Source organism: Acinetobacter sp. Tol 5 (genome assembly GCF_019702905.1).
Taxonomy (GTDB): domain Bacteria; phylum Pseudomonadota; class Gammaproteobacteria; order Pseudomonadales; family Moraxellaceae; genus Acinetobacter; species Acinetobacter bereziniae.
In genome coordinates this window covers 1764715-1782077 of the sequence record NZ_AP024708.1, presented here as the reverse complement: position 1 = coordinate 1782077, position 17363 = coordinate 1764715, and the positions used below count along the sequence as shown (strand labels likewise).

The window sequence follows — 17363 nt, the reverse complement described above, 5'->3', positions numbered from 1 at the left end:
TCCATGATTACGGTTTTATTATTTACCAGCTTTGAAACCAGCAAGTACTTTTGCACGCTCAGAGTCAGACAATGAGATCAAGCCAGCTTTGTCTAATTTAGAACCTTTACCAGATACTTTTTTGTTTAAGAAGTATTCAGTATATTCTTTTAAGCCTTTGATAGATTGTAAGTGTTCACCTTTAACATAGAAGTATAAAGGACGCGATACTGGGTAAGTACCATTAAGAACAGTTTGTTCTGAAGGGACTACATTGTTTACTGTCGCAACACGTAATTTATCTTTGTTTTGGTCATAGAAACCTAAACCAAATACACCTACCGCACTTGGAGATGTTTTTAAACGTGCTAGAGTTTCAGTATAGTCACCCGCGATTTCGATCACTTTACCGTCTTTACGGAAAGCAGAACATGCTTTTTTCTGAGCATCTTTATCTAACTTTTTGAAGTAATCGTAGCTTTCACAACCTGCTTCAACCATTTTCTCTTGGAATACTTCACGAGTACCGTGGTTAGATGCTGGAACCACTAAAGTAATGGGTTCGTTTGGAAGAGATTTATCAATTTGGTTCCAACGTGTATACGGGTTTGGTACCAATTTACCATTTGATGGTAATTCAGCTGCTAAAGCTGCAAATACGTGTTGTGGACGTAACTTATAAGCTGGTTTGCTTGCATTTGATGCAAAAACGATACCATCATAACCAATTTTAATTTCTTGGATTTTATTTACGCCTGCTTTTTTACAAGCTGCAATTTCAGTATCTTTGATTTTACGAGAAGCATTCGCGATATCGATTGTATTATCGCCAACACCAGAACAGAACTGTTTAAGACCAGCAGAACTACCGCCTGAACCCACTACAGGTGCTTTAAATTGAGGGAAAGTATTACCAAATTCTTCAGCAACAATACTTGCATAAGGAAGTACAGTAGAAGAACCAGCGATTTGGATGGTATCACGAGCGTTTGCTGCCACTGCTGCCCCTGAAACTGCTAATGCAAGTGCGATATGGTTAATGCGCATTCTTTTCTCTCTTAAATAAACTGCAATTTGAAGTACGCCACTTCTTTTTGTGTTGTACTTTTCGGATAACTGCATTTTGATTTTAAAATATGACAAATAAGTTACAGCTTTATGACGCTTTTATGATAATTGATGATTCGCATTTGATTTTATTAAAAATCTTTAAAATTCAATATGTAATAAACTGTATTTTATTTTTATAAATTTAGAATAATGCCCTTCAAATTGTAATATTTCATGTGAATGTCACAAAACTTCTATTATCCCCCTATTGATACCGCGACATTTCATGTCGCAGTTAGCTTAATTTTTAATGTGATAAGGTTTAAAATTAATAAAAAAAAGAGCAACTAAAATGACTTCATTAAACCGAAAAGAATGGCATGAGACTTTTCTGAAAATGGTCGCTTCGGCAAGTATGATCACCTTCATTATCTATATGAGCTGTTTGATTATCTACATATTATTGTCACAAATTAGTCAATATTTTATCGTTCAAAACATAGTGAGTAGCTTTAGTTTTATCAGCTTGTTTATCTTAACCATGCAAACATTACGTTCAATGTACCATGTCTATTATTTACCTTTAATGAATAGTTGTGCGCATACTTATCAAAAATTAATTTTCTTTTGTAGTAGCTTTTCTATTGCTCTCATTGTATTAAGTTCTTTTTTCTTCAATTTTACCCAAATGTTAAAAACCTATTACAACTAGCATGTTTTGATCAACTGATTGTTTTTAACTTGATCTACAGTACTGTTCTAATTTTTGCAAATATTGATCGCGATAATTGAAATTTCTAAGAACACTGGATTCTTTTATATTCAAATCAATTCTAAACAGAAGATTTGTATATGAATAGTCGCACAGAATACTTGTTTCATTCCGAATTTCCTGTCCATATGACTTTTTCGCAACAGGATTGGTTGTTATTGGCACAGTATTGGTATCCAATTGCTTTAGCACGTGATATATCAGAACAACCTCAAGCTACCATGTTATTGGATATGCCTTTGGTCATCTACAAATTTAATCATGAGATTATTGTTGCAAAGGATGCCTGCCCACATCGAGGCGTACCGTTAAGTCTTGGTACACATGATGGTCAAGGGGTTGTTTGTCGTTATCATGGTTTACGCTTTGGTGAGGAAGGTAAATGCAATCGAATTCCTGCCCACCCAAACCATAAAATATCTGATCGTTTTCACTTGAGAACTTATCCAACCATTGAACGATATGGATTAATCTGGTGCTGTTTATTGGCAGATGAACAAGATAGCCCAAATATTCCCGATATGCCTTATTGGGATCAAACCGAATATCAACAATTGGTTTGTCCTTGGGTTGATTTAAAGTGTTTTGCGGGTAGACAATTGGAAGGATTTATTGACGTCGCTCATTTTGCTTGGGTTCATGCTGATACATTTGGAGATCCAGAACATCCTGAGGTAGCTGACTATACAACTCAAGAAACCCATTATGGCTTCAGTGCAGATTATCTTAGTCATGTTGGACGTTATCCAATTGGCTTAGATCAATTCGGACAAGAAGGATTCCAATGGTTACGTCATTTTGAGGTTCATTTACCATTTACAGCAACGCTCACAATACATTTTCCCAATGATTACAAACAAGTCATCATGAATGCTGCCTCACCAATGACGGCACGAAGCACACGATTATTTGCCCCAATTTGTCGTAACTACGATAAAGATTTACCCATTGAAGAAGCCTATGGATACAACCTTAAGATTTTTGAAGAAGACCGCTTGATTGTTGAAATGCAGAAACCAGAATATTTACCTTTAGACCTGTCCATGGAAGCACACTTTCCTGCTGATCGCAGTTCAAGCATGTATAGAAAGCTGCTTAGAAAAGCTGGATTTAGTCAAATACTCGCTGCCTAGCTCAATTAAATATTAACTTTAAGAAAGAGGTCTTGATGACTTCTTTTTAACTTTATATAAGTAGGTTTCACGATCCTTCATTTCTCGATTTAACGATAAGGACAATTGAGAATGCTTAAATTTAATCCAAAAGCTTTTATTAAAATTGCACTCTTCTTTTAAACGATTAAAATGCATCTAACACAGATCCAATGAGGTGGTAGAACATGCAACAAATGTGGTCAGACATCGATGCTTATATCGAATCACATTTAATTCCTGAAGATCCGATCCTCACACAAACATTAAAAAATACTGCGGATAAAGGCTTTCCAGACCATCTCGCTGTTGCTGCAAATCAAGGCATGCTGTTGCAAATGCTGATTCAAATGAACAAATGTAAACGTGTTTTAGAGTTAGGGACTTTTGCAGCATATAGCACCATGTGGTTAGCGCGTGCCCTACCTGAAGATGGTTATATTTTAACAATTGAAGGACGTGATACGCATGCAGCTTTAGGTCAAGAAAATATTGACCTCGCAAAACTTAAACAAACTGTTGAATTAAAGTGTGGGCGTGCTGCTGATATTTTAAAAGCTTTGCCTGAAGATACTGCGCCTTTTGACTTTATTTTTGTCGATGCAGATAAACAAAGTTATCCTGAATATTTAGAATTAAGCTTAAAGCGATCACATTCAGGTACAGTGATTGTTTTGGATAATGTGATCCGCGCAGGAGATATTCTTGATCCAAATAACATTAAACCAAGCATTGAAGGCATTCGAGATATGTATAAAGCGATGCAGAATCATCCCCAAATTTTATCATGCACAGCTTTACAAACAGTAGGCAGTAAAGGGCATGATGGATTTGCAATTGCGATCGTCAAATAAATATTCAAATACCCTGCTGAAATACAGATGTAATGACAAAAGACTGCCAATTCAAAAATGGCGGTTTTTTATTGCCTACTTTTCTACTAAAATTTAGATCATGATTTTTTTTCTTAAAGTTATCCCCTGAACTTGTTTGTAGAATTGTGGATAACTTATGTATTACCAAATAACTCAATGAAAAATAATATATTTTAATGATAGATTAATTTTCAACCAGTTAAATTCATTACAGTTTCAAAAGCACTTGCTTTTAGAAATGCAAGATTTATTCAAAATTTTTTAATAGAAAAAAGCCATAAATTCTCTGATTTATGGCTTTTTTCTATGTTGATAATCACAGGAACTTGGATAGAGAAAAATGTAATCAATATTCAAAAAAAGCTAATTTGATGATCACATTTTTCAGTCTCATTATTTAGTCACCAACAACGGAACAGCCGAATTCCTAAAAATTGTCGTTGTCACGCTGCCCAAGAAAAATTGATGTATTTTACTGTGGCTAAATGCACCTAATACAATTAATTGGATTTGATGTTGATTTTGATAATCCAAAATATTTTCAGCAACATCCCCGTAACGATATTCAACAACGACATCTAAGCCTGCATCTTTCAGTCGTTGTGCGGGTTCATTGAGGATTTCAGGATGATCTCCCACATAAAGTAAATGGCATTGTAAAAGTTTTAATAAGTCACTTTTTTCTACACGTTTCAGCATTTTTTGGCATGCTTCAGAAAGTTCATAAGCAAAAATAAAACGTGTTGGTGGTTTAAAAGTTTGACCTACTGTCAATACCGTACTTTTAGCACCACGAATGAAATTCTCTACATTACTTCCCAGTGTTTTATTTTTTTCAGCTGAACGCTCGCCAACTCGACCAATGACTGCAATATCATCCTCAGTCAACTCATTAAAGCTTTGCTCAAGAAAATCACCTTTCGCCTGAATTCGCCCAGGGGTAATACCATACTTTTCCTGAATCATTTCAGAAATATGTTCAAGAAGATTATTACTATAATCGAGTGCTAATTCACTTTGTTTTTGCTCAAGTTCTGCAAGCTCTTTGAGTAACATTGCATTACTTTCAAAACCGATTACCCCACTAATTTCCCCTAAATGATAACTTGCAGGGTAATAGTCTAATACTTGCAATAAAACCAGTTGTCGACCAGTTTTCTGAGCAATCCAAGCTGCTGCTTCTGCCAATGCATTAATACAAGGAGAAGAGTCAATACAAGCAACTACTCTATTCATTTTTAACCTCACTTTGGCGATATCGCCTTGGGTCTATTTGATTTTAAATTAGCATAAGTTTCTATAAAATTGGACAGCTTTATGTAATTAATTCCATAATTTAATTATGTATTTGTACAAATTGTGCGGTTATTCACGGTAACGAATCAAATGCGCTGGATTGCCTGCGACGATTTCTCGTTCAGCAATATTTTTAGTTACCATACTATTCATACCCACTACAGCATGTGAGGCAATTTTAATTCCATCCTTGATGCCGACATGTGCACCCAACCAAACATCTTGACCAATTTCAATGCCCTTAGAACTTACTGCTTGTTGATAAATTGGTTGGTCCAACGCCATACCGTGATCAAATGCGTAGAGATGACAATAGGCTGCGATTCGTACTTGGTCATGTAATTTAATCCCTGCACGACCTCCATCTAAAATACAGTGATGATTAATCGCAACCTCACTGCCAATTTCTAAAGGACCATGTAAGGTACAATCAGCTGCAATAAAGGTATTGTCTCCAATACTAATTTTTCGTCCTGGCTCAGCAAAGATATGTGCAAGCGGAGATATAAAGCAATTTTCTCCGATTTCGACAGTTTCCATTTCCATTAAATATGTTTGATATTCTTGTTGCCACTGTTCAGCCCAAATTCGATTTTTCTGCTTAAGTGAATAATATAGCCAAGGCATATAATTTAAACGGTGTTTATGCTGTTCTCGATATTTTAATAATGGATCTTGTTCAGTCATTGCTTTCATCCATTAATTTAAGCTGTTCACGTCCGCGTGTAACATCTTGAATTTTTAAACGTAATGGATCGAGTTGATGTATTTGCAACAATGCTTCAACCTCGACACCTTCAGCAGTATATTGTTCATTGTATTCAATATGTTGTGTGTTTAATTCATACTGAAATATTGCCCACTCATTGAATTGACATTGAAAATATATTTTTTTCTTTTCAATTAGTTCTATTTTTTCTGCTAAGACCAAACACTGCCCTGCACAGCCTCCATAAGCACGAACCAAGCCACCTGTACCTAACTTGATACCACCGTACCATCGATTGACCAATACAATTGAATTGGTTAAATCATTTCCTTCAATGGTTGCAAGAATCGGGCGACCTGCTGTACCTGAAGGTTCACCGTCATCATTAAAACGAACATTGTGTCCTATTTTCCATGCCCAGCACTGATGAGTGGTTGTAGGATCTAAATGCTTTTCTAAAAACATTTTAACCTGTTGTTCATTTTCAACTGGCGCTGCAATGGCTTGAAATCGACTTTTTTTGATCTCTTCTTCAAAAAACGTTTCGGATGCAAGTGTAAAAACCATAATGAAAATAAAACATTCAAACTCAATATGTTCTAATTATAACGTGGATTTTAAAAACATTGGGCAATAAAAAACCCTAAGCGAACTTAGGGTTTAAGCACAACTGGATGATTAGAGAACAAGTTGATGATTTTGAAGCAGGAGTTTCAAGATATCATCCTCTGTCTTGCCGTTAAATGCAGCACCTGATTGCGCCAAATTATCCAATTGAAGCAAATCAGTTTTTCCAGTGTAGGTAGTTCCTGCACCATCACGATCTAGGGTGAGTGTGACATTATTGCCATCAACTCTTACACCAAGATAGTTTTTCAAATAGTTTGCAGATGCTGTTAAATCAGTGGTGATATTTGCACTGTTAAAACCAATGAGCAAATCAGAGATATCAATGACATCTGCATTCGTATCAGTATTCACATTTCCAGCATGGAAATCTGTCCAATGATCCGTACCATTTCCACCACTTGCACTTGCACTTTCAAGTACATGATAAACAAGTACATCGGAGCCACCATTACCAGTGAAACTATCATTCAGCTCACCACTAATGAGCGTATTACGTAGAGCATCACCAGTCGTAACTGCATCAATCGTCACAGTAAGTGAAGCAATATGATCTTGACCGAAAACTGTCAGCTTATAATCAAATACCTCTTGACGACCAATTTCACCAGCCTTCGGTGTATAAACATAGCTTCCATCACTTTTCACGAATAGACTGCCATAGTCGCCTTGTATGGTAATACCGTTGTACCCAACTTCGGTAAACTGACCATTCCCCGTATCTATGCTAAATTTAGCATAAGCATGATTATAGGTATCGTCAGTTAACATATTACCTGTTATAGGAGCCGCAGTAACTGGAGCAATATCATTATAGTGGGTAATGTTTTGATCGACTGTCACTGCTGCATTAAATGCCAGACCAGTATTTCCTGAAGCAGATGATGTAATTGTGTAAGTTCCTGGTCCTAAATTAGGAATATCTACAGTGACTGTTCCACCTAATACCGTAAGAACAGGTGTTTGCGTAATTGTTCCGACTGTAACGCCATTTTGATCTTTTATTGTAAGGATAATTTGTGGTGCTACACCAATTGAAAGTGCAGGTATATTTACTTTTACAACCACCTGAGCGGAATCTGTATTTGCAATACTAAATGTTGTCGGAGTATAAGTACCATTTCCACCAGCACCAAACAGACCCGATGCAACCTTAAGTTCACCTTGAGTCGATGTAACTGTTTGATGAATATTTGTCACAGCGCCAATCACCGCATGATCTGAATTATCAAGCACTATTGGAGCAGGAAGTGTCACATCATTTTGAGGATTTGCATTATCCCAAACCACACCAGAGTTATCTCCATCAATACGAATATTCAAATGGGCAGTAGCTTGAGTTCCATTAAAATCTCGAATTGTATATGTGAAGGTATCTACTTTACCAATGTCCTCAGGTGCACCATTGCTTACATATTTATAATGTCCATTTGGAGAGATATATAATGTTCCATAAGCCCCAACCACAACTGTATTTGCACCAGACAATGTCACAATTGGACCACCAATTTCATTTTCGACTTGTGTCACAAATGTCGTTGTATTAACTTCATCTGCACCATCTACACTTGAAATAACATTACCTTCTATGCTGCCTGAACCCAAATATTTGTTGGTTTGCGCTTGCATGGTCAACTCGACACCGCCGAACAATTGTGCAGATAAAGTTGAATCCAAAAGATTTAGTATCTGTTGTAATAAACCAGCATCCGTTGGATTTTCTTGCAATGCAATTGTATAAACACCTGGCGGCAAACTATCCACATTAATCTGACCAGAATAAGTAAATACGGCTCCCAATAGACCTGTTGCTGTCAATTTAACGGCATCTTGCACAATAAAATATTCTTTTTGCGCGACACCATTCTCATCCAAATATTGACGCTCAAGTACAGCATTAAATACCTTACCAGAGGTACCTAATAAAGTGCCAACAATCCCACCAAGTGCAGCATTTACAAAGCTTCCACTCACATTTACATTAATACTAGAAGTACTGTTCTCTTCAACTTCAAAATTAAATGGAACTGTGTTGCCTAAAGAAACATTAAGTCCTAGTAAATTTACGCCTAATAATTGAGAAGCTCTTCCTTGTACTCCTACATCATCACCCACGGTTTCTTGATAATTTTTAACAGTTGCAAGATCATCATTTGCAACAACCTGATCAACATAATCTGGTGGTGTTAAGTCACCAGGGTCTGCTGGTGTTCCTGCAATATTTATAATGATTTGAGCCGTATCAGATGTTGCTCCATTAGACAGCTTATAATCAAATATTTCAGTTTTTCCAACAGCCGATTCTCCAGCTGTCACAGTATAAGTAAAGACTCCTGTTAGTGTGTTAATTTCAAGACTTCCATACTCTCCTTGAATTGTAACACTACCTTGTGCAACAGGTGCACCATCTATTTCAGTGATTGAACCACCACCAATTACATCTTGACCATTTCCATTATCAGCAAAAACATTACCTGTCACTGCATAGTTTGCAAAAACCTCTTCAGTTCCAGTTACGCTAATATTTGTTTTTTCGTAAATCGTTAATAAGTTTGACAATAGAGGAGCAACAGCTGCATCAACAATGTAATCAACTACGCTAATTGGCAATACATTTAATAGTTGGTTAACGACACTTGAAAGCGGTAAACCGAGTGTATTTACAGGAATTAAAATTGTATTGACTAAAGCGAGAACTGGAGCACCTAATGGACCAAGTACTGCATTAATTGCTGCCTCGATAGCTGCCGCATTTGAAGCACCCAGAATTTCTCCTTCGCCACCAAGGTCAGTAATCGCAACGTCTTTGAGTAAAGTTGTTAGAGCACTATCATCAGCCTGAACTGCAACCGTATAATTACCCTCAGGTAAATTAGTGAAATCAAGCTTAATTGAGTCGTTACTATTCACGACACCAATGATTCCAATACCACCCACAGTGACAATACCACCTTGACTCGTACCACGTGCAACTTCCACTGGTCCATTGCTAGTTTGCTGATAAATAACAATCTGAACAGCCTCACCGACCGAAATCAGGTCTTGTTGTGACACTGTGACAGAAATATTACCTGTCGCTCCCTTACCTGCACTTCCTGGTGTTTGTGGAATTGAGAAATTTAAACCAGTAGCATTATTCCCCAAGATATCAACAACTGCGATATCTGAACCTGCAACTTCAGTACGGTTTACTCGGACTTCCTGACCTAGATTTAATGCAAATTCATCATTTACAGCATTAAGTGGCGGAAGAACAATCGAACCATTGCTTACTGAAGTTGGTGGTAGTGTTGCTGCATCATTGCCCGCAATGTCTTGAATCGCATTCGGATCATTACCTGCTGTTGGATCGGTATAACCTACTTGCACCGCTTGACCTGCTGTCACTGGAGCACCCAAGGTTAACACCACACTACTGCCCACCACTAATACATTCGTGATCGCAACCACTTGACCATCCGCAGTCACTGCGAAGTCGCCTGCAACTGGTGGATTTAATGGATCAAGCGCTTCACTGTAGTTCAGCGTTAAGGTCGTACCCAATGGATCAACTGTCGCATTGACAAAGGTTGGTGCTGTGGTATCGCCACCTGGAATCACAGAACCATTGCTTACTGAAGTTGGTGGTAGTGTTGCTGCATCATTACCCGCAATGTCTTGAATCGCATTCGGATCATTAGCTGCTGTTGGATCGGTATAACCTACTTGCACCGCTTGACCTGCTGTCACTGGAGCACCCAAGGTTAACACCACACTACTGCCCACCACTAATACATTCGTGATCGCAACCACTTGACCATCTGCGGTCACTGCGAAGTCGCCTGCAACTGGTGGATTTAATGGGTCAAGCGCTTCACTGTAGTTCAGCGTTAAGGTCGTACCCAATGGATCAACTGTCGCATTGACAAAGGTTGGTGCTGTGGTATCTCCACCTGGAATCACCGAACCATTGCTTACTGAAGTTGGTGGTAGTGTTGCTGCATCATTGCCCGCAATGTCTTGAATCGCATTCGGATCATTACCTGCTGTTGGATCGGTATAACCTACTTGCACCGCTTGACCTGCTGTCACTGGCGCACCCAAGGTTAACACCACACTACTGCCCACCACTAATACATTCGTGATCGCAACCACTTGACCATCCGCAGTCACTGCGAAGTCGCCTGCAACTGGTGGATTTAATGGATCAAGCGCTTCATTGTAGTTCAGCGTTAAGGTCGTACCCAATGGATCAACTGTCGCATTGACAAAGGTTGGTGCTGTGGTATCTCCACCTGGAATCACCGAACCATTGCTTACTGAAGTTGGTGGTAGTGTTGCTGCATCATTGCCCGCAATGTCTTGAATCGCATTCGGATCATTACCTGCTGTTGGATCGGTATAACCTACTTGCACCGCTTGACCTGCTGTCACTGGAGCACCCAAGGTTAACACCACACTACTGCCCACCACCAATACATTCGTGATCGCAACCACTTGACCATCCGCAGTCACTGCGAAGTCGCCTGCAACTGGTGGATTTAATGGATCAAGCGCTTCACTGTAGTTCAGCGTTAAGGTCGTACCCAATGGATCAACTGTCGCATTGACAAAGGTTGGTGCTGTGGTATCTCCGCCTGGAATCAGCGAACCATTGCTTACTGAAGTTGGTGGTAGTGTTGCTGCATCATTACCCGCAATGTCCTGAATCGCATTCGGATCATTAGCTGCTGTTGGATCGGTATAACCCAATTCAACCGCTTGACCTGCTGTCACTGGCGCACCCAAGGTTAACACCACACTACTGCCCACCACTAATACATTCGTGATCGCAACCACTTGACCATCCGCAGTCACTGCGAAGTCGCCTGCAACTGGTGGATTTAATGGATCAAGCGCTTCACTGTAGTTCAGCGTTAAGGTCGTACCCAATGGATCAACTGTCGCATTGACAAAGGTTGGTGCTGTGGTATCTCCACCTGGAATCAGCGAACCATTGCTTACTGAAGTTGGTGGTAGTGTTGCTGCATCATTGCCCGCAATGTCTTGAATCGCATTCGGATCATTACCTGCTGTTGGATCGGTATAGCCCACTGTCACCGCTTGACCTGCTGTCACTGGAGCACCCAAGGTTAACACCACACTACTGCCCACCACTAATACATTCGTGATCGCAACCACTTGACCATCCGCAGTCACTGCGAAGTCGCCTGCAACTGGTGGATTTAATGGATCAAGCGCTTCACTGTAGTTCAGCGTTAAGGTCGTACCCAATGGATCAACTGTCGCATTGACAAAGGTTGGTGCTGTGGTATCTCCGCCTGGAATCAGCGAACCATTGCTTACTGAAGTTGGTGGTAGTGTTGCTGCATCATTACCCGCAATGTCCTGAATCGCATTCGGATCATTAGCTGCTGTTGGATCGGTATAGCCCACTGTCACCGCTTGACCTGCTGTCACTGGAGCACCCAAGGTTAACACCACACTACTGCCCACCACTAATACATTCGTGATCGCAACCACTTGACCATCCGCAGTCACTGCGAAGTCACCTGCAACTGGTGGATTTAATGGATCAAGCGCTTCACTGTAGTTCAGCGTTAAGGTCGTACCCAATGGATCAACTGTCGCATTGACAAAGGTTGGTGCTGTGGTATCTCCACCTGGAATCAGCGAACCATTGCTTACTGAAGTTGGTGGTAGTGTTGCTGCATCATTGCCCGCAATGTCCTGAATCGCATTCGGATCATTAGCTGCTGTTGGATCGGTATAGCCCACTGTCACCGCTTGACCCAAGGTCACTGGAGCACCCAAGGTTAACACCACACTACTGCCCACCACTAATACATTCGTGATCGCAACCACTTGACCATCCGCAGTCACTGCGAAGTCGCCTGCAACTGGTGGATTTAATGGATCAAGCGCTTCACTGTAGTTCAGCGTTAAGGTCGTACCCAATGGATCAACTGTCGCATTGACAAAGGTTGGTGCTGTGGTATCGCCACCTGGAATCAGCGAACCATTGCTTACTGAAGTTGGTGGTAGTGTTGCTGCATCGTTACCCGCAATGTCCTGAATCGCATTCGGATCATTAGCTGCTGTTGGATCGGTATAGCCCACTGTCACCGCTTGACCTGCTGTCACTGGAGCACCCAAGGTTAACACCACACTACTGCCCACCACTAATACATTCGTGATCGCAACCACTTGACCATCCGCAGTCACTGCGAAGTCGCCTGCAACTGGTGGATTTAATGGATCAAGCGCTTCACTGTAGTTCAGCGTTAAGGTCGTACCCAATGGATCAACTGTCGCATTGACAAAGGTTGGTGCTGTGGTATCGCCACCTGGAATCACCGAACCATTGCTTACTGAAGTTGGTGGTAGTGTTGCTGCATCATTGCCCGCAATGTCTTGAATCGCATTCGGATCATTAGCTGCTGTTGGATCGGTATAACCTACTTGCACCGCTTGACCTGCTGTCACTGGCGCACCCAAGGTTAACACCACACTACTGCCCACCACTAATACATTCGTGATCGCAACCACTTGACCATCCGCAGTCACTGCGAAGTCGCCTGCAACTGGTGGATTTAATGGATCAAGCGCTTCACTGTAGTTCAGCGTTAAGGTCGTACCCAATGGATCAACTGTCGCATTGACAAAGGTTGGTGCTGTGGTATCTCCGCCTGGAATCAGCGAACCATTGCTTACTGAAGTTGGTGGTAGTGTTGCTGCATCATTACCCGCAATGTCCTGAATCGCATTCGGATCATTAGCTGCTGTTGGATCGGTATAGCCCACTGTCACCGCTTGACCTGCTGTCACTGGCGCACCCAAGGTTAACACCACACTACTGCCCACCACTAATACATTCGTGATCGCAACCACTTGACCATCCGCAGTCACTGCGAAGTCGCCTGCAACTGGTGGATTTAATGGATCAAGCGCTTCACTGTAGTTCAGCGTTAAGGTCGTACCCAATGGATCAACTGTCGCATTGACAAAGGTTGGTGCTGTGGTATCTCCGCCTGGAATCAGCGAACCATTGCTTACTGAAGTTGGTGGTAGTGTTGCTGCATCATTACCCGCAATGTCTTGAATCGCATTCGGATCATTAGCTGCTGTTGGATCGGTATAACCTACTTGCACCGCTTGACCTGCTGTCACTGGCGCACCCAAGGTTAACACCACACTACTGCCCACCACTAATACATTCGTGATCGCAACCACTTGACCATCCGCAGTCACTGCGAAGTCGCCTGCAACTGGTGGATTTAATGGATCAAGCGCTTCACTGTAGTTCAGCGTTAAGGTCGTACCCAATGGATCAACTGTCGCATTGACAAAGGTTGGTGCTGTGGTATCTCCACCTGGAATCAGCGAACCATTGCTTACTGAAGTTGGTGGTAGTGTTGCTGCATCATTGCCCGCAATGTCTTGAATCGCATTCGGATCATTAGCTGCTGTTGGATCGGTATAACCTACTTGCACCGCTTGACCTGCTGTCACTGGCGCACCCAAGGTTAACACCACACTACTGCCCACCACTAATACATTCGTGATCGCAACCACTTGACCATCCGCAGTCACTGCGAAGTCGCCTGCAACTGGTGGATTTAATGGATCAAGCGCTTCACTATAGGTCAAAGTCAACGATGTGCCTGTCGTATCTACTGCCGCACTGACAAAGGTTGGCGCTGTCGTATCTCCACCCGGAACCGTCGAATCGTTACTGACTGGCGTTGCAGGTAAGCTCGCTGCATCATTGCCTGCTGCATCCTGAATTGCATTGACATCATTGCCTGCCGTTGGATCGGTATAACCCACTTCAACCGCTTGACCTGCAGTCACTGGAGCACCCAAGGTTAACACCACACTACTGCCCACCACTAATACATTCGTGATCGCAACCACTTGACCATCCGCAGTCACTGCGAAGTCGCCTGCAACTGGTGGATTTAATGGATCAAGCGCTTCACTGTAGTTCAGCGTTAAGGTCGTACCCAATGGATCAACTGTCGCATTGACAAAGGTTGGTGCTGTGGTATCTCCGCCTGGAATCACCGAACCATTGCTTACTGAAGTTGGTGGTAGTGTTGCTGCATCATTGCCTGCTGCATCCTGAATCGCATTGAGATCATTGCCTGCCGTTGGATCGGTATAACCCACTTCAACCGCTTGACCTGCTGTCACTGGTGCACCCAAGGTCAACACCACCGTTGAACCCACAACCGCAACATTGGTCACTGTCACTACTTGACCACCTGCTGTCACCGTAAAGTCACCTACAGCCGGTGGATGGGTTCCATCCAACGCTTCACTATAGGTCAAAGTCAACGATGTGCCTGTCGTATCTACTGCCGCACTGACAAAGGTTGGCGCTGTCGTATCTCCGCCCGGAACCGTCGAATCGTTGCTGACTGGTGTTGCAGGTAAGCTCGCTGCATCATTGCCTGCTGCATCCTGAATCGCATTGAGATCATTGCCTGCGGTTGGATCGGTATAACCCACTTCAACCGCTTGACCTGCTGTCACCGGTGTACCCAAGGTTAACACCACCGTTGAACCGACAACGGTAACACCGGTGACAGTCACCACCTGACCACCTGCTGTCACAGTAAAGTCACCTACAGCCGGTGGATGGGTTCCATCCAACGCTTCACTATAGGTCAAAGTCAACGATGTACCTGTCGTATCTACTGCCGCACTGACAAAGGTTGGGGCTGTCGTATCTCCACCCGGAACCGTCGAATCGTTGCTGACTGGCGTTGCAGGTAAGCTCGCTGCATCATTGCCTGCTGCATCCTGAATTGCATTGACATCATTGCCTGCCGTTGGATCGGTATAACCCACTTCAACCGCTTGACCTGCTGTCACTGCTGTACCCAAGGTCAACACCACCGTTGAACCATTCACACTCACACCAGTCACTGCAACAATCTGACCATCTGCTGTTACAGCAAAACTATTGATCAAAGGTAAATTAGCACTATCCAGATCTTTATTATAAGTTAAAACTAATTGAGTTCCTGTATTGTCCACTGTAGCACTAACAAAAATAGGGGGTGTAGTGTCCGTACCTGGAACTGTCGAATCATTGGTCACTGTTGTTGCAGGTAAGCTCGCTGCATCATTGCCAGCTACATCTTGAATCGCGTTGATATCATTGGCTGTCGTTGGATCGGTATAAGCTATTTGAACACTTTGCCCTGTTGTAATTGGTGGAGCTAAAGTCAATATAACGTTATTGCCATTAATTGATACGCCAGTAACAGTTACGGATTGCCCCCCCGCAGTTACAACAAAACTATCTGGTGTTGGTAAATTTGTTGAATCAAGAGCTTCACTATAGGTCAGCGTTAACTGTGTCCCACTATTATCAACATTTGCAGATTCAAATTGCGGGTTTGTTACATCCCCAGCAGTAATATCAATGGCTTTAGGATTGCCCGCAGCATCTGTCACTGTCACTGTGACCTTTTCACCATCAGCCAATGGACGAGTCAGTTGAATATCATCAACCACGTTGTTCCCAGTAATCGTGCCTGTACCAATCACATTACCGTTGCTGTCAGTAATTTTTACTTGACCAGCTTCATTTGACGAGACTTCGATATGCGTCGCATCTTGAACCGTAGAAGTGATTGTTGGCGCAGTTACATCCCCAGCAGTAATATCAAGAGCTTTAGGATTGCCCGCAGCATCTGTTACTGTCACTGTGACCGTTTCACCATCAGCCAATGGACGAGTCAGTTGAATATCATCAACCACGTTGTTCCCAGTGATCGTGCCTGTACCAATCACATTGCCATTGCTATCGGTAATTTTTACTTGCCCTGATTCATTTGAGGTAACTTCGATATGAGTTGCGTCTTTAATATTTGATTCAATAATCGGTGGTGTTACATCTCCTACCGTTATTACTTTTTCTGTTTGATTACCTGAAGTATCAATAACATCTACAATAATTTTGCTACCATCAGTTAATGTAGTATTTAAATCAACATTTAGCTCCCCATTAGAACCAATTACTCCCTCTCCAATTGTTTGACCAGCTTCATTTTTTATAATAACTTTGCTACCTGGTTCATTTGAAACAATATGAACAGTGTTATTATCAACAATATTTACTTCAACTTCTGGTTTTGTAACATCCCCAACATTTATTGTTTCTGTTGTTTTATTTCCAGCATTATCAATTGCTGTAATTGTAATTTTTTCATTATCGACCAATGGTCTGGTCAAAGTAATATCCAGCGAACCCGCCTGATTTAATTGACCACTACCAATTGTTTTTCCAGTAGAATCAACTATGGTTATCTTACTTGCTTCATCCGCAGCTATTTTAATTTTTTGATTATCTAAAATCTGATGTGTTATTTTAGGAGCAGTCTTATCACCATTTCCAGAATGATTTGAACTTCCACCACTACTTCCTGCAGCTGCGGCTATACCTATAATTCCTGCTGCACCTGCAACCCATGCCCATACTGGTACTGCTGCATGCTCACCAACCAAATATTCATGAAAATCATTAATACCCAGATAATCAATTTTAGTCACAGTGCCATTTGCATCAAATTCAAGGAATTCAAGTAAATAATGTTTTCCATCTGAAGTTTCTATAGTAAATTCTTTTGGTTTTTCTCCAATAAAAAAGTCTTCAATAACAACTTTTTCTCCGCTTTGTAAATACACCTCCAGATTATTATTAACTTTAACAATTTTGGCTATTTCAGCACTATCTAAATTGACTTTATAAACAGCGTGATGTTTATTCACTAAATCCTGAGTCAGAATTTTAGCCGTTCCTTTTTCATAAATTGTGATGTTTTTCATAATAGTTCTTCCGTCTTATAATTCACTCTTATGCAAAAAAGATAAATAAGTGCGACAAAATTCACAAGTGTATAGTTTTAATA

7 protein-coding genes are annotated in these 17363 nt (G+C 41.3%); 2 read left to right on the top strand and 5 right to left on the bottom strand.

Annotated features, from left to right (window positions below):
* Nucleotides 1-18: 18 nt before the first annotated feature.
* Nucleotides 19-1026: a substrate-binding domain-containing protein gene (locus TOL5_RS08205; protein WP_121775268.1), complete on the bottom strand. Its 1008-nt coding sequence runs from the start codon at nucleotides 1024-1026 to the stop codon at nucleotides 19-21.
* Between the two features lie 855 nt (nucleotides 1027-1881).
* Between TOL5_RS08205 and TOL5_RS08200 the strand changes: the two genes are divergently transcribed.
* Nucleotides 1882-2934 (top strand): Rieske 2Fe-2S domain-containing protein, encoded by a 1053-nt coding sequence (locus tag TOL5_RS08200; protein ID WP_121775267.1) that lies wholly within the window; start codon nucleotides 1882-1884, stop codon nucleotides 2932-2934.
* Nucleotides 2935-3140: 206 nt separating this feature from the next.
* On the top strand, nucleotides 3141-3806 hold the full coding sequence (locus tag TOL5_RS08195; protein WP_004824548.1) for an O-methyltransferase: 666 nt from the start codon (nucleotides 3141-3143) through the stop codon (nucleotides 3804-3806).
* Between the two features lie 414 nt (nucleotides 3807-4220).
* Here the strand turns inward: TOL5_RS08195 and TOL5_RS08190 are convergent, their stop codons facing one another.
* The 4 genes from TOL5_RS08190 to TOL5_RS22445 all read right to left on the bottom strand — a co-directional run bounded on the left by TOL5_RS08190 (nucleotide 4221) and on the right by TOL5_RS22445 (nucleotide 17280).
* Nucleotides 4221-5063 carry a universal stress protein gene (locus tag TOL5_RS08190; RefSeq protein WP_004824550.1) on the bottom strand — a complete coding sequence of 281 codons (843 nt, stop codon included), beginning with the start codon at nucleotides 5061-5063 and terminating at the stop codon, nucleotides 4221-4223.
* Nucleotides 5064-5192: 129 nt separating this feature from the next.
* Nucleotides 5193-5810 (bottom strand): acyltransferase, encoded by a 618-nt coding sequence (locus tag TOL5_RS08185; RefSeq protein ID WP_121775265.1) that lies wholly within the window; start codon nucleotides 5808-5810, stop codon nucleotides 5193-5195.
* Entirely contained in the window at nucleotides 5803-6399 is a 597-nt protein-coding gene (locus tag TOL5_RS08180) for an IMPACT family protein (RefSeq protein ID WP_121775264.1), read from the bottom strand. Before TOL5_RS08180 ends, TOL5_RS08185 begins: the two co-directional genes overlap by 8 nt.
* 111 nt (nucleotides 6400-6510) lie before the next feature.
* Nucleotides 6511-17280, bottom strand: coding sequence for a BapA/Bap/LapF family large adhesin (locus TOL5_RS22445; protein WP_228740314.1), 10770 nt, complete (start codon nucleotides 17278-17280; stop codon nucleotides 6511-6513).
* Nucleotides 17281-17363: the final 83 nt, after the last annotated feature.